At 74.3% G+C, this 18,630-nt stretch carries 17 protein-coding genes; 6 read left to right on the forward strand and 11 right to left on the reverse strand.

From position 1 onward, the window contains the following. Positions 1-52 precede the first annotated feature (52 nt). The 5 genes from IR170_RS01650 to IR170_RS01670 form a co-directional block, all read right to left on the reverse strand. On the reverse strand, positions 53-3,034 hold the full coding sequence (locus IR170_RS01650) for a bifunctional [glutamine synthetase] adenylyltransferase/[glutamine synthetase]-adenylyl-L-tyrosine phosphorylase (RefSeq protein ID WP_193660961.1): 2,982 nt from the start codon (positions 3,032-3,034) through the stop codon (positions 53-55). Continuing rightward, a complete protein-coding gene (locus IR170_RS01655) occupies positions 3,031-3,834 on the reverse strand; it encodes a type 1 glutamine amidotransferase (protein ID WP_193660962.1) in 804 nt (267 codons plus the stop codon). The genes IR170_RS01650 and IR170_RS01655 overlap by 4 nt, the downstream gene beginning before the upstream one ends. Positions 3,835-3,903: 69 nt before the next feature. After that, a complete protein-coding gene (locus IR170_RS01660; protein WP_056864289.1) occupies positions 3,904-5,244 on the reverse strand; it encodes a glutamine synthetase family protein in 1,341 nt (446 codons plus the stop codon). An 851-nt stretch (positions 5,245-6,095) separates the two neighbouring features. Next, positions 6,096-6,338 (reverse strand): hypothetical protein, encoded by a 243-nt coding sequence (locus IR170_RS01665; RefSeq protein ID WP_193660963.1) that lies wholly within the window; start codon positions 6,336-6,338, stop codon positions 6,096-6,098. A gap of 61 nt (positions 6,339-6,399) precedes the next feature. Beyond that, positions 6,400-6,867, reverse strand: coding sequence for a hypothetical protein (locus IR170_RS01670; RefSeq protein WP_193660964.1), 468 nt, complete (start codon positions 6,865-6,867; stop codon positions 6,400-6,402). A 140-nt stretch (positions 6,868-7,007) separates the two neighbouring features. Here IR170_RS01670 and IR170_RS01675 point away from each other — a divergent pair, with 140 nt between their 5' ends. Together IR170_RS01675 and IR170_RS01680 are read left to right on the forward strand one after the other, a co-directional pair. After that, positions 7,008-7,742, forward strand: coding sequence for a response regulator transcription factor (locus IR170_RS01675; protein ID WP_193660965.1), 735 nt, complete (start codon positions 7,008-7,010; stop codon positions 7,740-7,742). A gap of 4 nt (positions 7,743-7,746) precedes the next feature. Continuing rightward, positions 7,747-9,084 (forward strand): sensor histidine kinase, encoded by a 1,338-nt coding sequence (locus IR170_RS01680; RefSeq protein WP_193660966.1) that lies wholly within the window; start codon positions 7,747-7,749, stop codon positions 9,082-9,084. A gap of 112 nt (positions 9,085-9,196) precedes the next feature. Here IR170_RS01680 and IR170_RS01685 read toward each other — a convergent pair whose 3' ends face one another. From IR170_RS01685 to galE, 4 genes are all read right to left on the reverse strand, one after another. Beyond that, complete coding sequence (locus IR170_RS01685) at positions 9,197-9,574, reverse strand: hypothetical protein (RefSeq protein WP_056864285.1); 378 nt, start codon at positions 9,572-9,574, stop codon at positions 9,197-9,199. Positions 9,575-9,688: 114 nt separating this feature from the next. Next, positions 9,689-10,060, reverse strand: coding sequence for a hypothetical protein (locus IR170_RS01690; protein ID WP_193660967.1), 372 nt, complete (start codon positions 10,058-10,060; stop codon positions 9,689-9,691). Between the two features lie 125 nt (positions 10,061-10,185). Then, positions 10,186-12,234: an NAD(+) synthase gene (locus tag IR170_RS01695; RefSeq protein WP_227488384.1), complete on the reverse strand. Its 2,049-nt coding sequence runs from the start codon at positions 12,232-12,234 to the stop codon at positions 10,186-10,188. A 41-nt stretch (positions 12,235-12,275) separates the two neighbouring features. Further along, positions 12,276-13,307, reverse strand: a complete 1,032-nt coding sequence (gene galE, locus IR170_RS01700; protein ID WP_056864283.1) for a UDP-glucose 4-epimerase GalE — start codon at positions 13,305-13,307, stop codon at positions 12,276-12,278. A 62-nt stretch (positions 13,308-13,369) separates the two neighbouring features. On the opposite strand from galE, the gene IR170_RS01705 reads away from it, so the two are divergent. The 4 genes from IR170_RS01705 (at position 13,370) to IR170_RS01720 (ending at position 18,066) form a co-directional block, all read left to right on the forward strand. Next, positions 13,370-13,906: a VOC family protein gene (locus tag IR170_RS01705; protein WP_193660969.1), complete on the forward strand. Its 537-nt coding sequence runs from the start codon at positions 13,370-13,372 to the stop codon at positions 13,904-13,906. A 132-nt stretch (positions 13,907-14,038) separates the two neighbouring features. Further along, positions 14,039-14,971, forward strand: a complete 933-nt coding sequence (gene panB, locus IR170_RS01710; RefSeq protein WP_193660970.1) for a 3-methyl-2-oxobutanoate hydroxymethyltransferase — start codon at positions 14,039-14,041, stop codon at positions 14,969-14,971. 370 nt (positions 14,972-15,341) lie between these two features. Then, positions 15,342-16,634: a PQQ-dependent sugar dehydrogenase gene (locus tag IR170_RS01715; RefSeq protein ID WP_193660971.1), complete on the forward strand. Its 1,293-nt coding sequence runs from the start codon at positions 15,342-15,344 to the stop codon at positions 16,632-16,634. 118 nt (positions 16,635-16,752) lie between these two features. Then, positions 16,753-18,066: a hemolysin family protein gene (locus IR170_RS01720; RefSeq protein ID WP_193660972.1), complete on the forward strand. Its 1,314-nt coding sequence runs from the start codon at positions 16,753-16,755 to the stop codon at positions 18,064-18,066. Between the two features lie 25 nt (positions 18,067-18,091). Here IR170_RS01720 and IR170_RS01725 read toward each other — a convergent pair whose 3' ends face one another. Together IR170_RS01725 and IR170_RS01730 are read right to left on the reverse strand one after the other, a co-directional pair. Next, positions 18,092-18,316, reverse strand: a complete 225-nt coding sequence (locus IR170_RS01725) for a hypothetical protein (RefSeq protein WP_193660973.1) — start codon at positions 18,314-18,316, stop codon at positions 18,092-18,094. Between the two features lie 89 nt (positions 18,317-18,405). Beyond that, a complete protein-coding gene (locus tag IR170_RS01730) occupies positions 18,406-18,621 on the reverse strand; it encodes a hypothetical protein (protein WP_193660974.1) in 216 nt (71 codons plus the stop codon). Positions 18,622-18,630: the final 9 nt, after the last annotated feature.

Below are 18,630 nucleotides of genomic sequence, written 5' to 3' on the forward strand. Positions count from 1 at the left end.
ACGCTAGCCACCTCCCCGCCGCGCGTCCTCACCCGTCGGCGCTCCGCCGGGCTCACTCCCAGAAGACGCGGTCCACCACCGAGCGCGAGATCCGGGTCTGGCGCAGGTGGTCGTTGAGCATCTCCTCCGAGCCGCTCGGCGGGTAGCCCAGGATGCTCGCCACGGCGGCGCGCTCGCGGGGGTCGCGCGGCAGCTGGTCGCTGGGGCCGCCCCGCACCAGGGTGATGGCGTTGCGGATCCGGCTGACCCGGCGCCAGCCCTCGGTGAGCGCGTCGGCGTCGTCGGTGGAGACCAGCCCGGCGTCGCGCGCCGCGGCGAGCGCGGGCAGCGTGCGCGAGGTGCGCAGCCCGGGCACGGTGCCGGCCCAGCGCATCTGCAGCAGCTGCACGGTCCACTCGATGTCGGCCAGCCCACCGCGGCCGAGCTTGAGGTGGGTGGCGGGGTCGGCGCCGCGGGGCAGCCGCTCCTGGTCGACGCGGGCCTTGATCCGCCGCACCTCGACCACGTCGTCGTCGGAGAGGCCCTGCGCGGGGTAGCGCAGCGGGTCGACGAGCTCCTCGAAGCGCCGGCGCACGCCCTCGTCGCCGACCACCGCGTCGGCGCGCAGCAGCGCCTGGAACTCCCACACCGCCGACCACTTGGCGTAGTAGGCGGCGTAGGAGTCGAGGGTCCGCACCAGCGGGCCCTGCTTGCCCTCCGGGCGCAGGTCGGCGTCGACGACCAGGGCGGGGTCGTGGCCGGGGGCCGCCAGCAGCCGGCGCACCTCGTTGGCCACGGCCTGGGCGTAGGTCGAGGCGACATGGGGGTCGGCGCCGGGCTCGGGCTCGTGGACGAACATCACGTCGGCGTCGCTGCCGTAGGACAGCTCGAAGCCGCCGTAGCGCCCCATCGCCACGATCGCCAGCCGGGTGGGCGCCGCGTCGAGCCGGCGCTGGCGGCGTACGGCGGCGCCGGCGACCGCCAGCGTGGCCTCCAGGGTGGCGTCGGTGAGGCGGGAGAGCCCGGCCCCGACCTCGGTGACGTCGGTGAGTCCGAGCAGGTCGCCGGCGGCGATGCGGAAGAGCTCGCGGCGCCGGATGGCCCGCACCGCCCGCACGGCCTTGTCGGGGTCCTCGCGGCGGGCGGCTCCGGCGAGCATCTCCTCGCTGAGCGCCTCGGCGGCCAGGGGGGCCAGCGACTCCCCCAGCATCCGCACCCCCTGCGGCTCGCGCTCGAGCAGGGCGGTGGCGTAGCGCGACGTGGCGAGCACGTGGGCGAGTCGCTCGGCGACCTGGCCCTCGTCGCGCAGGGTCTGGAGGTACCACGGCGACCCGCCGAGGCTCTCGCTGATGCGACGGAAGCCGAAGAGCCCGGCGTCGGGGTCGGGGCCCTCGGCGAACCACTGCAGCATCACCGGGAGCAGCGTGCGCTGGATGTTGGCGGCGCGCGAGACCCCGCCCGTGAGCGCCTCGAGGTGGCGCAGCGCGGCCTCGGGGTCGAGGTAGCCCAGGGCGGCGAGGCGGGCGCGGGCGGCCTCCGGCGAGAGCCGGGCCTCCTCGCCCGGCAGCAGCGCCACGGCGCCGAGCAGCGGGCGGTAGAACAGCTTCTGGTGGAGCCGGCGCACCTCGCGTCGGTGGTGCTGCCACTCCTTGTCGAGGGCCGTCGCGGAGTCGCGCAGATAGCCCATGCTGCGCCCGAGCCGGCGCATCGAGGCCTCGTCGGCCGGCACGACGTGCAGCCGGCGCAGCTGGTGCAGCTGCATCCGGTGCTCCAGGGTGCGCAGGAAGGCGTAGGCCTCGTGCAGGGCCTCACCGTCCTCGCGGCCGATGTAGCCGCCGCGGGTCAGCCGGGCCAGGGCGCTCAGGGTCGTGGGCGGTCGGATCGAGGGGTCGGCACGACCGTGCACCATCTGCAGCAGCTGCACCGCGAACTCCACGTCGCGCAGGCCCCCCGAGCCGAGCTTGAGCTGGCGCTCGGCCTCGCGGCTGGGGATGTGGTCGACGACGCGGCGGCGCATCGCCTGGGTCTCCTCCACGAAGCCCTCCCGCTCGACCGCGGTCCACACCAGCGGGCCCATCGTGTCGACGTAGGCGCGCCCGAGCGCGCGGTCGCCGGCCACCGGGCGGGCCTTGAGCAGCGCCTGGAACTCCCAGGTCTTGGCCCAGCGCTGGTAGTAGCCCTCGTGGCTGGCCAGGGTGCGCACGAGCGGGCCCGACTTGCCCTCGGGGCGCAGGTTGGCGTCGACGGGCCAGATCTCGCCCTCGCCGGTGGGGTCGGAGCAGATGCGCATCAGGTGGGCGGCCAGCTGGGTCGCGGCGCGGTTGGCGGCGTTGTCGGAGGCGCCCTCGACGGCCTCGTAGACGAAGACCACGTCGACGTCGGAGACGTAGTTGAGCTCGTGGCCCCCGCACTTGCCCATCGCGATGACGGCGAGCCGGGCCAGGCCTGCGCCCTCCCCCACGCGCTGGCGGGCGACGGCGAGGGCGGCCTCCAGGGTGGCGGCGGCGAGGTCGGAGAGCTCGGCGGCGACGTCGTCGACGCCGAGGTGGTGGGAGAGGTCGCGCGCGGCCAGGCGCAGCAGCACCCGGCGGTACTCCACGCGCAGCGCGTCGACGGCCACCGGGTCGACCACCGTGGCGGTCGGCGTGGGGTCAGCGGGGTCGGCGCCCACCACGCGCAGCATGTCCTCGCGCAGGGCGTACGCCGCGGGACGTGTGCACCCGATCGCGGGGTCGGTCAGCTCGGTCCAGTGCTCCGGGTGGCGCGCGAGGTGCTCGGCCAGGGCCGTGCTGGCGCCGAGCACGCTGAGCAGGCGCATCGCGGTGCCCTCGTCGTCGGCGATCTCGCGCAGCATCGCGGCAGGGTCGTCGAGGCCCTCGACGAGGCGCACCAGCCCGGCGAGGGCCTGGTCGGGGTCGGCCGTGCCGGCCACGATGGCCAGCAGCGGCTCGGCGGCCTCCCCCAGCGCGGCGAGCCCCTCGCGGGCGGCCTGCGGGTCGAGGAAGCCCAGCCGGGAGAGGTTCTGCGGGGCGGGTGCCGCCGGCGGGCCGCTCACCGCTGCCGCGCCGCCTCGGGCTCGCCCGCCGCGACGTCGGCGAAGGCCTGCGCGAGCGGGCGCCAGGCCGCGTCGAGCTCGGCCCGCGCGGCGTCGACCTCGGCGATCACCGCGGCCTGGTCGACCCCGCGGGCGGCGTGGCGCTCGGCATCGCCGACGGCCCACGCGCGCACCACCGCGGCGTCCACCTCGGGGTGCAGCTGCACCCCCCAGGCGCCGGGGGCGTGGCGCACGACCTGTGCCTCCCCCGCCGGGGTCTGGGCGAGCACCACCGCGCCGGGCGGCAGCTCCACGACGAGGTCGTCGTTCCAGTGCACCCCGCGCTGCGCCCCGGGGGCCACCGCGCCGACCAGGGCGTCGTCGGCCGCGGCGGCGGTCCAGCCGGTCTCGACCAGGCCCACCTGCTGGCCGCGGGGGTTGCGGTCCACGCGTCCGCCGAGCGCCCGGCCCACCAGCTGGTGGCCCAGGCACACCCCGAGCACGGGCGTCTGGGCGCGGGTCGCCGTACGGACCAGCTGCTTGGTGGGGGCCAGCCACGGGTGGTCGGCGTCGTCGTCGGCACCCATCGACCCCCCGAGCACCAGCAGCGCGTCGTGCGCGGCGAGGTCGGCGGGCAGCGCGTCGCCGCGGTAGGGGTGGCGCACGTCGAGCTCGACGCCGGCCTCCTCCAGCCAGCGACCGACCAGGGCCGGCGGGCAGTCCTCCTGGTGCTGCACCACGAGCACCCGGGGCCGGCGGCGCGCGCCGGTGGGCGCGGTGTCGGGAGCGGTGTCGGGAGCGGGGTCGGCTGCGCGGGACATCGGGAGTCCTCTCCGTCGGTCGGGTGGTGCGGGTGGCGCGACTGGTGCGGACGGGCGGTCGGGCCGGGCTCAGATGACCGGCAGCATCCGGTCGCGCTCGAAGGCCGAGACCTGGCCGCGGTACTCGTCCCACTCGGCGCGCTTGTTGCGCAGGAAGAAGTCGAAGACGCTCTCGCCGAGGGTGTCGGCCAGCAGCTCGGAGTCCTCGGCGATGGTGATCGCGTCGTTGAGGTTCTTCGGCAGCGGGGCGATGCCCAGGCTGGTGCGCTCGCGCTCGGTGAGCGACCAGACGTCGTCCTCGGCCTCGCGGGGCAGCTCGTAGTCGTGCTCGATGCCCTTCATGCCGGCGGCCAGCACCACGGCGTAGGCGAGGTAGGGGTTGCAGGCGGCGTCGATGGTGCGCAGCTCGATGCGGGTCGACTGGCCCTTGTTGGGCTTGTACATCGGCACCCGGATCATCGCCGAGCGGTTGTTGTGGCCCCAGCAGATGTAGGAGGGGGCCTCGCCGCCGAACATCATCCGCTTGTAGGAGTTGACCCACTGGTTGGTGATCACGGAGATCTCGGGGGCGTGGCGCAGGATGCCGGCGATGAACTGACGTCCGGTGCGCGAGAGGGAGTACTGCGAGCCGGCCTCGTAGAAGGCGTTCTCGTCGCCCTCGAAGAGCGAGACGTGGGTGTGCATGCCCGAGCCGGGGTGGGTAGTGTAGGGCTTGGGCATGAAGCTGGCCCAGATGCCCTGGCTCAGCGCCACCTCGCGGATCACGGTGCGGAAGGTCATGATGTTGTCGGCGGTGGAGAGCGCGTCGGCGTAGCGCAGGTCGATCTCCTGCTGGCCGGGGCCGGCCTCGTGGTGGCTGAACTCCACCGAGATGCCCATCGACTCCAGCATCGTGATCGCCTCGCGGCGGAAGTCGGCGCCCTCGGACTGCGCGGTGTGGTCGAAGTAGCCGCTGCGGTCCACCGGCACCGGCTCCTCGCCGCGACCGGGCATGTCCTTGAAGAGGTAGAACTCGATCTCGGGGTGGGTGTAGAAGGTGAAGCCCTTCTCGGCCGCCTTCGACAGGGTCCGCTTGAGCACGAAGCGCGGGTCGGCGTACGACGGGGAGTCGTCGGGCATGAGGATGTCGCAGAACATCCGCGCCGTGGCCGGGCCGTCGCCGCTGCGCCACGGCAGGATCTGGAAGGTCGACGGGTCGGGCTTGGCCAGCATGTCGGCCTCGTAGACGCGCGCGAAGCCCTCGATGGCCGAGCCGTCGAAGCCGATGCCCTCGCTGAAGGCGCCCTCGAGCTCGGCCGGCGCGACCGCGACCGACTTGAGCGAGCCCAGCACGTCAGTGAACCACAGCCGCACGAAGCGGACGTCGCGCTCCTCGAGCGCTCGGAGTACGAAGTCCTCTTGCTTGCCCATGCGGCGGAGCCTACAGATCCGCGCCGTGAGGTTGATCAGGGGCGCGAGCTGCTCCAGCGCCGCCGCTGCCGGCGATGCCGGCGACGACCGGGAGCGCCCGAGCACGGTCTGCGTCCGGGGTCGGCCCGGAACGTTCAGAGACTCGGCCGGACGTCGGTCACGACGAGCACGCCTCCTCGGTGTACCAGGTGCCGCTGAGGCGGTCCCCCGCCTCCGGACCCGCCCCCGACTTGTCCGCCATCAAGAGGCGAGTTCGGGTCACCCTCGCGCAGCAGGTCGCTGTCGGGTCGGCTCCATCGCGCCGGCGTCGACGTCCTCGTTGACCTCGACGAGGCCCCCCCGCGGTCGGCGTGCCGCCGGGAACGTCACCCAGCACCACGCGGGCGCCGAGCCCGACGGCCACGAGAGCCGACGAGACCGTGACGACAGCCAGGGCGCAAGGTTCATGCGTGGTCGACCTGCACGCCCATAGCGCCCACGGAGCGCCCGTCGGATCGGTTCCACCGTCTGACCGACGACGAGGCGCCCGATAGGGCGCTCGGGGCCCGTCACTGTCGCCTCCGAGGCTGGGCGACCGCGTGTGAGGCTGAAGGGCGGAGAGCCTGGGATCTTGCACGGTGGCCCCCCGAAGAATGTGTGGCCGCTGCCTGTTCCGCTCCCCACTCGCGACGGGAGAAGCGCCACGCTGCGCCAACCACGCCCGAGCGTGCGCCGGCGCTCCGCCCCGGCTTGGTGCTCGGTCCCGGGACGAGACAGTCTCGGGTTCCGACGGCGCCATCCCGACCGGGCGGGCCCCGCCCCGCCATCGCTCCTGCGCGGCGCAGCGCGCAACCACCACCCGCGACGCGGGCCTACGCCCCGGTGGAGGACCGCCGACGCCATCGCCTCACTTCTGTCACGAGGGCTGCGACGAACGCCAACGCACCCAGCGCCATGGGGAAGTAGATCGCGCCGCGAGCATCCGGTGTGACGAGCAGGAGTGCGACCAGCTGGACGATCGTGCCAAGGCCGAAGAGCACCAGGGCGCCTCGGTTGCCCCACAGCGCGACGGCGCTCAGGAGATCGGCAGCAGGGTCGTCACTTGGTCGGCTCATGCGTGGATCCTCGTTCCTCGGCGGCGAGGAACGCCGCCGTGACGCTTCAGGCGGACAGTGCTCAGCCCGTGTCGGCCTGCGACGGGAGGGTCTTGCGCTCGATCTCGGCCACCGTCGGCACGCCGGCGTTGCAGAAGACCTCGACCTCGATGGAGCGGGCGCCGCTGGTGAAGATCGCGTCGACGTCGTCGTCGGGACCGGTCTCGTAGCTCACCGTCGTCCACCCCCGGGCCGGGCGGGGCTCGACGCCGATGGCGGTGAACCCCTGGCACTCCACGACGAAGCCGCCGAACTCGTCACGCACGACCGTGCGGATGCTCTCGCCCTGCGGGTCGTAGGGGGCGTCGTCGTCCTGCTCGGCGTTGCGGATCAGCTCGTTGCTGCCCAGGGGGCCGCGGCCGCGGATGCTGTCGCCCAGCGAGGTCACCGCGAGCACACCGATGGTCACGGCGAGCGCTGCGGCCAGGCCCCAGGCGAGGGCGTAGCCCACCACCCGGCGCCAGTCGCCGTGCTCGGTCCGCGTGTCCACACCCCCATGGTCCCGGATGCCGCCCCGTCCTGTCCCCAGCGGCACCCCAAGCCGGGGTTAAGGCCACGCTAAGACGCCGCGGCGACCACGGTCCGGCGGGGTGAGCGTCGAGGGCGGTGCGATGGCCTAGGTTCGGCGGTGTGGCGCAGGTGCTGATCATCGAGGACGACGCGCGCATCCGCCCGCTGCTGATGCGCTCGCTGGGCGAGCGCGGCTACGCCGTCTCCTCCGCGCCCACCGGCATGCAGGGCCTCAGCATGGCCGTGGAGACCCGCCCCGACCTGGTGATCCTCGACCTCGGGCTGCCCGACGTCGACGGCACGCAGGTGCTCTCGATGCTGCGCTCGGTCAGCGACATGCCGGTGATCGTGGCCAGCGCCCGCGACGACGACCCCACGCTGGTGAGCTGCCTCGACGCCGGTGCCGACGACTACGTCGTCAAGCCCTACACGACCGCCCAGCTCGAGGCCCGCATCCGCGCGGTCATGCGACGCGTCGGCTCCGGGGCGCGGGCGCCGCGCACGTCGCTCGTGGTCGGCGGGCTGGAGATCGACGTCGCGGCCCGTCGCACGACCCTCGACGGCACCCCGGTCGACCTGAGCCCGCGCGAGTTCGACCTGCTGCGCCACCTCGCCGAGCGCGAGGGCGAGGTGGTCACCAAGAAGGAGCTCCTCACCGACGTGTGGAACCAGGCCTGGGGCGGCTCCGACAAGACCGTCGACGTGCACCTGTCGTGGCTGCGCCGCAAGCTCGGCGAGTCGGCCTCGCAGCCGCGCTACCTCCACACCGTGCGCGGCGTCGGGGTGCGCCTCGCCGCCCCCGAGGTCACGCCCCGGGCCGTGACCGGCACCGGCACCGACCCCGGCGACGTCTGAGCCGATGCGCCGGAGCCTGACCCTCACCGTCGCCGCCGCGGTGTCGATGGTGCTGCTCGCCATGCTCGTGCCGATGGGTCTGCTGCTGCGCAGCTACGCCCTCGAGGACCGGCTCTCCCGCGCCGCGCTGGAGGTGCAGGCCACCGAGACGGTCGTCGCGGGGCAGGACCCGGGCGCCGTGAGCGTCTACCTCGGCCTGGTCAACCGCGGCACCGGCACCACCACGACCGTGTTCTACCCACCCGACGCCGACCACCCCCAGGGCTACTCCGTGCCCGAGTCGGGCGCGGCCACCCGGCGCGTCGTGGCCACCCGCAACACCGGCCTGGCCCGCGTCGACGACGTCGCGGGCGGTGCGGAGTTCCTGGTGCCGGTCTCGCTCAGCGGCAACACCGCCGCCCCCGGCAACACCCCGGTCATCCGGGTCCGCGTCGAGGCCCCCGGCCTGGAGTCGGGCATCCTGCGCATCTACCTCGCGCTGGTGGCCCTCGGGCTGGTCCTGCTGCTGGCCGCCCTCGCCCTGGCCGACCGGATCGGGCGCGGCTTCGTGCAGCCCGTCCGCGCGCTCGCGGCGTACGCCGGGCAGCTGGGCGACCGCCGGCGGCCCGACCCGGTGACCCCGAGCGGGCCGCTCGAGGTGCGCGAGCTCGCGGGCGCGATGAACCGGCTGGTCGGTCGCATCGAGGTGCTGCTCGCCCGCGAGCGAGACTCGGTCGCCGACGTGTCGCACCGGCTGCGCACGCCGATGACGGCGCTGCGCCTGCGCGTCGACTCCCTGACCGACCCCGGCGACCGCGAGCGGCTCGGCGCCGACCTCGACGAGCTCGACGCCACCGTCGACCACGTGGTGCGCGAGGCCCGCCGCTCGCAGCGCGAGGGCCTGGTGCCCGAGGCCGACGCGGTCGCGGTGGTCACCGAACGCACCGACTTCTGGGAGGCGCTGGCCGAGGACCAGGGCCGCGCCCTCGTGCTGGTCGTCGACCCCGACCTCGGCGCCGGTGGCGCCGTGCCGGCGCGGGTGCGGGCGGCCGAGGAGGACCTGCAGGCGCTGGTGGACGTGCTGCTCGACAACGTCTTCTCCCACACCCCCGACGGCGCCGACCTGCACGTCGAGCTGGCCCCACGTCCCGGCGGCGGGGTCCTGCTCCTCGTCGACGACGCCGGGAGCGGCTTCCCCGACGGCGTCGACGTCACCGCCCGCGGCACCTCGGGCGCGGGGTCCACGGGCCTGGGGCTGGCCATCGCGGTGCGCACCGCGGAGGAGTCGGGCGGCTCGCTGGCCCTGGAGCGCTCCCCCGCCGGTGGCGGTCGGGTGCGGGTCGAGCTCGGTCCCCCGACCTAGGGCGCACGGAAGGCACGAGCGGCGCGGGCAGCACGACGACGGGGCCGCTCCCGGAGGAGCGGCCCCGTCGTGGTGGTGCCGTGCGCGCTGCCGCGCGCGAGGTGCCGTCAGGTCAGAGCGTGACCTTCGTGGAGCAGGTGGGGCTGCCGCCGACGCGGGTGGCGATGAAGCGGAAGGTGTCCTTGCCGGCGGTGTTGGGGCGGGTGCGCTCGACGTCGATGTCGCCCTCGTTGTCGGCGCGGCGGGTGTCCTTGAAGATGACCTTGCCGTCCTGCTTGAGCACGAGCTTCCAGCGGGAGCCGGCCTTGACGTTGTCGAGGTCGCCCTGGATCTCGTACTGGCCGTCGTCGGTCTCGACGTCGAGGGAGAAGCGGCCGTCGCCGCAGACCCCGCCGCGCTCGACGGCGTGGGCGGGAGCCGCCACGAGGGTGGTGGCCGGGACGGCGACGAGGGCGGTGGTGGCGAGCAGGGCGGCGGTGCGCTTGATCATGGTGGGTCCTCCTGGGACGGGTGCTGCAGGGATGGGTGGGTGGGTGGAGCCGGGTGGTGCGGGTGGAGCCGGGTGGTGTGGGCGGAGCCGTGGGGTGCGGGAGGGGCGGTCGCCTCAGTCGAGGTCGACGGTGCAGGCCTCGCCGCCCTGGGGCGTGGCGACGACGCTGAAGACGGCGTCGGCGTCCTCGTCGCCGAGCACGTCGACGTCGAGCTCGGCGTCCTCGTCGGTGGTGCGCTCGCCGGAGAACAGCGCGGTGCCGTCCTGCGCGACGACGACCTCCCAGGCCTCGCCGGCGCTGGCCGACTGGAGCTCGAAGTTCACCTCGAGGTTGTCGTCGTCGTCCTCGGCGCTGAGCTCGTAGGTCGCGTTGCCGCAGGTGCCTCGGGTCTGCAGGTCGGTGCCGCCGCCGAGCATCGCCCAGGCGCCGCCTCCGACGAGCACGACCACGACGACCGTCGCGACGACCAGCAGGGCCTTCTTCATGTCCGTGTCTCCTCGTCTCGTGCTGACGAGGAAGAGACTGTCGCGACCTGCGCTAACCGCGAACCATGGATCCGCTAAGGCGGGGCTAAGGTCGTGGAGTCCTCAACCGGCGCGTCGCGAGCACTTCAGCGCGGGACGTGCGCCTCGATCTCGGCCAGCCACGCGACGGCCGAGGCGTCGGAGGGCATGCGCCAGTCACCGCGCGGCGACATCGTGCCGCCGGCGCTGACCTTGGGCCCGTTGGGCAGTGCGGAGCGCTTGAACTGGCTGGCGAAGAAGCGGGTCACGAAGACCTCCAGCCAGTGCCGCACGGCGGGCAGGTCGTACGCCGCTCGCCGCTCGACCGGGTGCCCGGCGGGCCACTGACCGGCGTCGGCGTCGCGCCAGGCGTGCCACGCGAGGAACGCCACCCGGCTGGGGCGCATGCCCAGGCGCAGCACGTGGTGGAGGGTGAAGTCCTGGAGCGGGTAGGGGCCCACGGTGTCCTCGGTGGCCTGCGGCCGCTCGCCCTCGGTGGTCGGCACGAGCTCGGGGGTGATCTCCTGGAGCACGATCTCGCGCAGCAGGGCGTTGGTCTCCTCGTCGAACTGCTCGCTGTCGGCGACCCACCGGATGAGGTGCTGCACGAGGGTCTTGGGCACCCCGGCGTTGACGTTGTAGTGCGACATCTGGTCGCCGACGCCGTAGGTGCACCAGCCCAGCGCGAGCTCGGAGAGGTCGCCGGTGCCGACGACGATGCCGCGGCGGTGGTTGGCCAGGCGGAAGAGGTAGTCGTAGCGCAGCCCGGCCTGGACGTTCTCGAAGGTCACGTCGTAGGCGGGCGCACCGTCGCTGAAGGGGTGGTCGAGGTCGCGCAGCATCTGCTCGGCGGCCGGGCGGATGTCGAGCTCCTCGAACGTGACGCCGAGGGAGGCGGCCAGCCGGGTGGCGTAGGACTTCGTGACGTCGCCAGTGGCGAAGCCCGGCATGGTGAAGGCGTGGATGTCGCTGCGCGGTCGCCCGAGGCGGTCCATGGCACGCGCGGCCACGATGAGGGCGTGGGTGGAGTCGAGGCCGCCACTGACGCCGATGACCGCCCGGGGCTGGCCGATCGCGGTGAGGCGCTGCTCGAGGCCGAAGACCTGGATGGCGTAGGCCTCGTAGCAGTCCTGCGCGAGGCGCGCGGGGTCGTTGGGCACGAAGGGGAAGCGGTCGACGGCGCGGCGCAGCCCGACGTCGCCGGTGGGCGGGTCGAGGGTGAAGGAGACGGTGCGGAAGGCCTCCACCCGCTCGGCGTGGGTGCGGCGGTTGTCGTCGAACGTGCCCTGGCGCAACCGCTCCTGGCGCAGCCGGTCGAGGTCGACGTCGGCCACGGTGCGCACGGGGCCCCGGGCGAAGCGCTCGCCCTCGGCCAGCAGGTCGCCGCACTCGTGCACGAGGGTCTGGCCGTCCCAGGACAGGTCGGTGCTCGACTCGCCCTGGCCGGCGGCGGCGTAGACGTAGGCCGCGGAGCAGCGCGCGCTGGCGCTGCGCACCAGCAGGTGGCGGTCCTCGGCACGGGCGACGGTGATCGGGCTGCCGGAGAGGTTGGCCAGGACCGTGGCACCGGCGAGGGCGGCCTCCGCGCTGGGCGGCACGGGCACCCACATGTCCTCGCAGACCTCGACGTGCAGCGTCAGCCCGCGCACGTCCTCGGCGGTGAAGAGCAGGTCGGGTCCCAGCGGCACCTCACGGCCGCCCAGGCGCAGCGTGGCGCCGCGCCGGTCGTCGCCGGGGGCGAAGTGGCGCCGCTCGTAGAACTCCCGGTAGGTCGGCAGGTGCGACTTGGGAGCCACGCCCAGCACCCGGCCGCGGTGGATCACCACGGCGCAGTTGAGCACCCGTGTGCCGTGCACCAGCGGGGCACCGACCACGAGCACCGGCAGCAGGTCGACCGACCCGGCGCGCACGGTCTCGATCGCGTCCTCGACCGCCTCGAGGAGCACGTCCTGCAGCAGGAGGTCCTCGATGGAGTAGCCCGAGAGGCACAGCTCGGGGAAGACGGCCACGGCCACGGCGTCGTCGTGGCAGGCCCGGGCCTGCTCGAGCACCCGCGCGGCGTTGGTCGCCGGGTCGGCGATCGCGACGGGCACCGTGCAGGCCGCGACCCGCGCGAAGCCCTGGGCGTAGGCCGAGTAGAAGTCCACGGCGCCCATCCTAGGGATGCCCGCGCCGGGGACCTCCCCGGCCGGACCGCTCAGCGCCGGGTGCCGTCGGGGAAGCCGTGCGGGTTGCGCGACTGCCAGTACCAGGTGTCGGCGCACATCTCGTCGACGGTGCGGGTGGCCTCCCAGCCCAGCTCCTCACGGGCCCGGGTGGCGTCGGCCCACATGCGGGGCAGGTCGCCGGGGCGCCGGCCGACCACCTCGTAGGGCAGCTCGCGGCCCACGGCCCGCTCGAAGGCGTGGAAGAGCTCCATCACGCTGGTGCCGTGCCCGGTGCCGAGGTTGAAGGCGCGCGCGGGCTCGGCCATGTCGTCGAGGTGCTCCAGGGCGGCGACGTGGCCGGCGGCGAGGTCCATGACGTGGATGTAGTCGCGCTCGCAGGTGCCGTCGTCGGTGGGGTAGTCGTCGCCGAAGACCGAGAGCCGCTCGCGCCGGCCCACCGCGACCTGGGCGATGAACGGCATGAGGTTGTTGGGGATGCCCTGCGGGTCCTCGCCGAGGTCGCCCGAGGGATGGGCGCCCACGGGGTTGAAGTAGCGCAGCAGCGCCGTGCGCTGGCCCGGGGTCGCGGCCGCGACGTCGGAGAGCACGTGCTCGATCATCACCTTGGAGCGGCCGTAGGGGCTCAGGGCGCTGAGGTCGGCGTAGTCCTCGTGGAAGGGCAGGGGGGCCTTGTCGCCGTAGACGGTGGCCGAGGAGGAGAAGACGAGGCGGTGCACGTCGTGGCGGCGCATGGCCTCGACGAGGGAGAAGGTGGAGTCGAGGTTGTTGCGGTAGTACTCCAGCGGCTTCGCGACGCTCTCCCCCACGGCCTTGAAGCCCGCGAAGTGGATCACCGCGTCGATCTCCTCCACCGCGAAGAGGTGGGAGGTCTTGTCGACGTCGGTGAGGTCGATCGCGTGCAGCGGCACGTGGCGCCCGGAGAGCGCCTCGAGCCGCGCCACCACCGTGGGCTTGCTGTTGGAGAAGTCGTCGACCACCACGACGTCGTGGCCGGCCTCGATGAGGGCGAGGACGGTGTGGGACCCGATGTAGCCGGCACCGCCGGAGACCAAGACGCGCATGGGGAGGAACCTACCGACGCCGGCGCCGATGACTTCCCCGCCCCGCCGTGGTCTCCCCCGGCATGAGCATCAGCACCGACGCCGGCACCTCCACCGGCCCCACGCCCACCGGCAGCATCACCCCCTGCCTGTGGTTCGACCACGAGCTGGAGGAGGCGGCGTCCTTCTACACCGCGATCTTCCCCCGGTCCTCCGTCGGCCACCTGTCGCGGTACGGCGAGGGCGCCCCGATGCCCGCGGGCACGGTGATGGCCGGCGAGTTCACCCTCGACGGCCTCACCTTTCGCGCGATCAACGGCGGGCCGGTCCACGCCGGATTCACCCCCACGGTCTCCTTCAGCATCGCCTGCCGCGACCAGGCCGAGGTCGACCACTACTGGGAGCGCCTCGGCGACGGCGGGGAGGAGTCGCGGTGCGGCTGGCTGACCGACCGCTTCGGGCTGTCCTGGCAGGTCGTGCCCGACCGGCTCGGCGAGCTGCTCTCCGACGCCGACCCCGCGCGGGCCGGAGCCGCGATGCAGGCCATGCTCGGCATGCGGCGCATCGTCGTGGCCGAGCTCGAGGCCGCGGCCGACGCGGCCGGCCGGCCCGTCACCTGACGTCGGGCGGCGTCGGTGTGAGCACCACCACCCGCTCGCGCACCTGCCGCACGACCACCTCGCGCCCCTAGCCTGGGAGCAGTCCGTGGACTCCATCCGGGAGCCGCGAGATCGCAGCCGAAGGAGCTCGTCATGAGCACGCCCAGCCCCGGGTCGCCCGACCCGTCCGTGCCGTCGCCCGCCGCGTCCGAGGAGCCCGCGCCCTACGGCACCGGCCCGGCCGCACCCACCACGCCCACCACGTCCACCGCAGCCGCCGCACCCGCCCCGGCACGACGCGTGCGCACCCACCACCTGCGCGAGATGAAGCAGCGCGGGGAGCGGATCACGATGCTCACCGCCTACGACCAGTACTCCGCGCAGACCTTCGACGAGGCCGGCATCGACGTCCTGCTCATCGGCGACTCCGCGTCCAACAACGTGCTCGGCAACGAGACCTCGCTGCCGGTCACCGTCGACGAGCTGCTGCCGCTCACCCGCGCCGTGGCCCGCTCGGCGCGGCGGGCGATGGTGCTCGGCGACCTGCCCTTCGGCTCCTACCAGGGCTCGCCGCAGCAGGCCTACGACACCGCCGTGCGCTTCATGAAGGAGGGGGGCGCCCACGCCGTGAAGCTCGAGGGCGGCGCCGAGATGGCGCCCCAGATCGAGCTGCTCACCCGCGGCGGCGTGCCGGTGATGGCCCACATCGGCTTCACGCCGCAGAGCGAGCACACCCTCGGCGGCTACCGCGTGCAGGGCCGCGGCGACACCGCCGCCCGGGTGCTGGCCGACGCGCGGGCGGTCGAGGCCGCCGGCGCCTTCGCGGTGGTCATGGAGATGGTGCCCGGCGACGTCGCCGCAGAGGTCACCCGTGCGCTGGGCATCCCCACGATCGGCATCGGGGCCGGCCCCGGGTGCGACGGCCAGGTGCTGGTGTGGCAGGACGCCCTGGGGCTGCGCACCGGGCGGATGCCGCGCTTCGTCAAGCAGTACGCCGACCTGCACGGCGTCATGCTCGACGCGGCCCGTGCCTACGCCGCCGACGTCAGGGGCGGCACCTTCCCCGGCCCCGAGCACACCTTCTGACGCGACCTCCGGGCAGGACGTCCGGGCAACGCGAGACAGCCCGCGCGCCGCTCCCCCCGGAACGTCGTGCGGGCTGTCCTCGTGTGTCCGACGACGGGGGCGCTGTGGCCCCCCAGCCACGTGGTCCCCCGGGAGCGCGCGACCCTCCGTCGCCTTCTCCGTCGGCAGCCGGTCCGTCCCCCCGGAAGGTCCGGCTGATGGGTAGAACACTACGGACGTCAGGCCCACGGCCGGTCCACGCAGCGGTGACACGACCCCACCGGTTCGGTAACACGACACCCGGCGCCGCAGCGCCCGGCGGGCGCTCCTCCACACGACATCCACCGATCGGGTGGGTGCCTCCGGGCGGGTCCCGCCGTAGCGTGGCGCCATGGCCCCTCTCGGACTGCGCCGCCCCGCCCGCCCCGCCGGCGGTCCCGCCCACCGCGGCAGCCGCCTGAGCGCGTGCGCCGCCGCCGTGCTCGCCGCCGCGCTCCTCGCCCCCGCGGCACCGACCGCCCAGGCGGCACAGGCGACGCCCGACGGCCACGGCCCCACGGACTCCCGCACCGCGGCTCCCGGGAGCACCGCCGACCTTCACACCGACCCCGACCCCGCCGCCGCCCCCCGGGCCGTGCCGCGGCTGACGGTGTCGCGGGTGGCCTCCGGTCTCGACCACCCGTGGGACGTCCGCTCCATCGGCGAGGGACGGCTCCTGGTGACCCAGCGCGACCGCGCGGCCCTCACCGTGGTCGAGGGCGGCGAGACCCGCGACGTCGACTTCCCCTCCGACCAGGTCTGGGTCTCCGGGGAGACCGGCCTCATGGGTCTCGAGGTCGATCCGCGCTTCGCCGACAACGGCCGCATCTACACCTGCCAGGGCGCCACCACCGCCGGCGGCGGCCACGACGTGCGCGTCGTCGCCTGGACCCTCGACGACGCCGCCACCACCGCGACCCGCGCCAAGGTGCTCCTCAAGGGCCTGCCCGCCTCCTCCGGGCGCCACGGCGGCTGCCGCCTCCTCATCGCTCGCGACGGGTCGCTGCTCGTCGGCACCGGTGACGCCGCGGTCGGCACGAACCCCCGCGACCTGACCTCGCTGGGCGGCAAGACCCTGCGCCTCGACCGCCGCACGGGGGCCCCGTGGCCGGGCAACCCCTTCCCCCGCGCGAAGGTGCGCAGCAAGCGCTACGTCCACACCTACGGACACCGCAACGTGCAGGGCCTGGCCCAGCGCGCCGACGGCAGCCTGTGGTCGGTGGAGCAGGGCAGCTTCCGCGACGACGAGGTCAACAGGCTCCGCAACGGCGGCGACTACGGCTGGCACCCCGTCCCCGGCTACAACGAGCAGGTGCCGATGACCGACCGGTCGCTGCCTGGCACCCAGGTCGCCGCACGGTGGCGCTCGGGCCCCTCGACCGTCGCCACGTGCGGTGCGACCTTCGTGCGCGGGAAGCAGTGGGGCGCCCTGCGGGGAGCCTTGGCCGTGGCGGTGCTCAAGGACACCGAGGTGCTCTTCCTGACCTTCGACGCGCGGGGTGACCTGCGCAAGGTCCGCTCCCCCGCGGCGCTCAAGGAGCACGGCCGCATCCGCCAGGTCACCCAGGCGCCGGGCGGCGCGCTGCTGCTGACCACCGACAACGGCGACGGGAACGACGTCGTGCTGCGGGTCACCCCGGCCTGACCGGACCCGGCCTGACCGGACCCGGCCCGACCCCGGCCCGACCCCGGCCGCACCCGGGTCACCCCTTGGGGCGATGAGGCACGCTCGGCACCACCTCGCCCCCGCACCAGGAGACCCGGTGGACCAACAGACCCTGATCAACGCAGCCCTCGTGCTGGCCTTCGTGCTCGTCGGCGGGGTGTTCGCCGGCACCGAGATCGCGCTGGTCTCCCTGCGCGAGAGCCAGGTCAGCGACTTCGAGAAGCGCGGCGGGCGCGCCGGACGCGTCGCCCACGTCGCGCGCCAGCCCAACCGCTTCCTCGCCGCCGTGCAGATCGGCGTGACCGTGGCCGGCTTCTTCTCCGCCGCCTACGGCGCCTCGACGCTCGCGCCCGACTTCGCGCCGTTCCTCGTCAGCGCGGGCCTGCCCGAGGCGGCGGCCGACACCGCCGCGCTGGTCCTGCTCACCCTCGTCGTGGCCTACGTCAGCCTCGTGCTGGGCGAGCTGGTGCCCAAGCGCATCGCGCTGCAGCGCTCCGCCGGCGTCGCCCTGGTCGTCGGGCCGCCGCTCGACCGCTTCGCCAACCTCATGCGCCCGGTGATCTGGCTGCTCTCGAAGTCGACCGACGCCGTGGTGCGCCTGGTCGGCGGTGACCCCCACGCGGCCTCGGAGGAGATGAGCGAGGACGAGCTGCGCTACATGGTCGACCAGCACGAGGGCCTCGGCGAGAGCGAGCGCCAGATCCTCGTCGACGTCTTCGACGCCGGCGACCGCACGCTGGTGGAGGTGATGCGACCCCGCGCCGACGTGACGGTGCTGCGCGTCGAGGACACCGTGGCCCAGGCCTTCGCCACGATCCGCGACAACCCCTTCTCCCGCTACCCCGTCATCGGGCGCGACGTCGACGACGTCCGCGGCTTCGTGCACGTGCGCGACCTCTTCGGCGCCGACCCCGACGACCCCACCGACACCGTCGAGCAGCACCTGCGCGCGGTGACCCACCTGCCCGGCACCAACCGGGTGCTGCCCACCCTGACCTGGATGCGCAAGCAGCGGGCCCACCTCGCGGTCGTCGTCGACGAGTACGGCGGCACCGACGGCATCGTCACCCTCGAGGACCTGGTCGAGGAGCTGGTCGGCGAGATCGACGACGAGTACGACGACCCCGCGACCCACCAGCGCACCTCCGACGACGGCGAGGTCGACGCCGCGCTGACCATCGAGGAGTTCGCGGCCCAGACCGGCGTGGAGCTGGCCGACGGACCCTACGAGACGGCCGCGGGCTACGTGCTGCACCGCCTCGGGCGCATCCCGGACGTCGGCGACGACCTCGCCGTCGGTGGGCACACCCTCGTCGTCACCGGCCGCGAGGGCGCGCGCCTGACCCGGCTGTCGGTGAAGCAGGTCGAGCCCGACCCGGGGGCGGGCACGGCGACCACGGCCGACGCCTGAGCCCGGGGCGGCCCCGTCGGGGGGGCTAGTCCGCCCAGCCCCACCAGGCCGCGCCGGCGACGACCGTCGCGAAGAGCACCACGAAGCCGACCACCGGCACCCACGGCACCCAGGTGGGGTGCAGGCTCCACCAGGCCGCGGCCACCAGTAGCAGGAGGGCCCAGAAGGCCAGCAGCAGGGCCTGGCCCCACCACGGCGTGACCGGGCCGCTCGCGGCGTACAGGAAGAAGACCGCGGCCATGCCGGCCATGCCTACGAAGGGCCACGGGGAGGCGGCGTCCGCGCGGCGCGGCGGGCGACCGGGCCGGCCCCGCCCCCCGCCCCAGCCGGAGGCCACCGTCAGCGGGGGTCCCCGCCGGCGGCGGGGGCGTCGTCGTTCCAGTCCGGGTCGCTGTCCCAGTCCTCGTTGCGCTGAGCGGCCTTTTCCAGGGCACGCTCGGCCTCGGCCCGCGTAGCGTAGGGGCCGAGCCGGTCCTTGCTGGGGCTCAGGTCCTCGGTGGTCTCCACCCGGTGGAGCTTGACGTTGAACCAGTACTCGCCGTCGCTGTCAGCCATGGGGGCGAA

It is taken from the genome of Nocardioides kribbensis (assembly GCF_015070375.1).
GTDB lineage: Bacteria > Actinomycetota > Actinomycetes > Propionibacteriales > Nocardioidaceae > Nocardioides > Nocardioides kribbensis.

What these genes read in the sequence shown, in the direction of transcription:
- IR170_RS01655 (WP_193660962.1), bottom strand. Translation starts at nt 3,834, where the DNA reads ATGTCCCGCGCAGCCGACCCCGCTCCCGACACCGCTCCCGACACCGCG.
- IR170_RS01660 (WP_056864289.1), bottom strand. Translation starts at nt 5,244, where the DNA reads ATGGGCAAGCAAGAGGACTTCGTACTCCGAGCGCTCGAGGAGCGCGAC.
- IR170_RS01665 (WP_193660963.1), bottom strand. Translation starts at nt 6,338, where the DNA reads ATGAGCCGACCAAGTGACGACCCTGCTGCCGATCTCCTGAGCGCCGTC.
- IR170_RS01680 (WP_193660966.1), top strand. Translation starts at nt 7,747, where the DNA reads ATGCGCCGGAGCCTGACCCTCACCGTCGCCGCCGCGGTGTCGATGGTG.
- IR170_RS01685 (WP_056864285.1), bottom strand. Translation starts at nt 9,574, where the DNA reads ATGATCAAGCGCACCGCCGCCCTGCTCGCCACCACCGCCCTCGTCGCC.
- IR170_RS01690 (WP_193660967.1), bottom strand. Translation starts at nt 10,060, where the DNA reads ATGAAGAAGGCCCTGCTGGTCGTCGCGACGGTCGTCGTGGTCGTGCTC.
- IR170_RS01695 (WP_227488384.1), bottom strand. Translation starts at nt 12,234, where the DNA reads ATGGGCGCCGTGGACTTCTACTCGGCCTACGCCCAGGGCTTCGCGCGG.
- galE (WP_056864283.1), bottom strand. Translation starts at nt 13,307, where the DNA reads ATGCGCGTCTTGGTCTCCGGCGGTGCCGGCTACATCGGGTCCCACACC.
- IR170_RS01705 (WP_193660969.1), top strand. Translation starts at nt 13,370, where the DNA reads ATGAGCATCAGCACCGACGCCGGCACCTCCACCGGCCCCACGCCCACC.
- panB (WP_193660970.1), top strand. Translation starts at nt 14,039, where the DNA reads ATGAGCACGCCCAGCCCCGGGTCGCCCGACCCGTCCGTGCCGTCGCCC.
- IR170_RS01715 (WP_193660971.1), top strand. Translation starts at nt 15,342, where the DNA reads ATGGCCCCTCTCGGACTGCGCCGCCCCGCCCGCCCCGCCGGCGGTCCC.
- IR170_RS01725 (WP_193660973.1), bottom strand. Translation starts at nt 18,316, where the DNA reads ATGGCCGGCATGGCCGCGGTCTTCTTCCTGTACGCCGCGAGCGGCCCG.
- IR170_RS01730 (WP_193660974.1), bottom strand. Translation starts at nt 18,621, where the DNA reads ATGGCTGACAGCGACGGCGAGTACTGGTTCAACGTCAAGCTCCACCGG.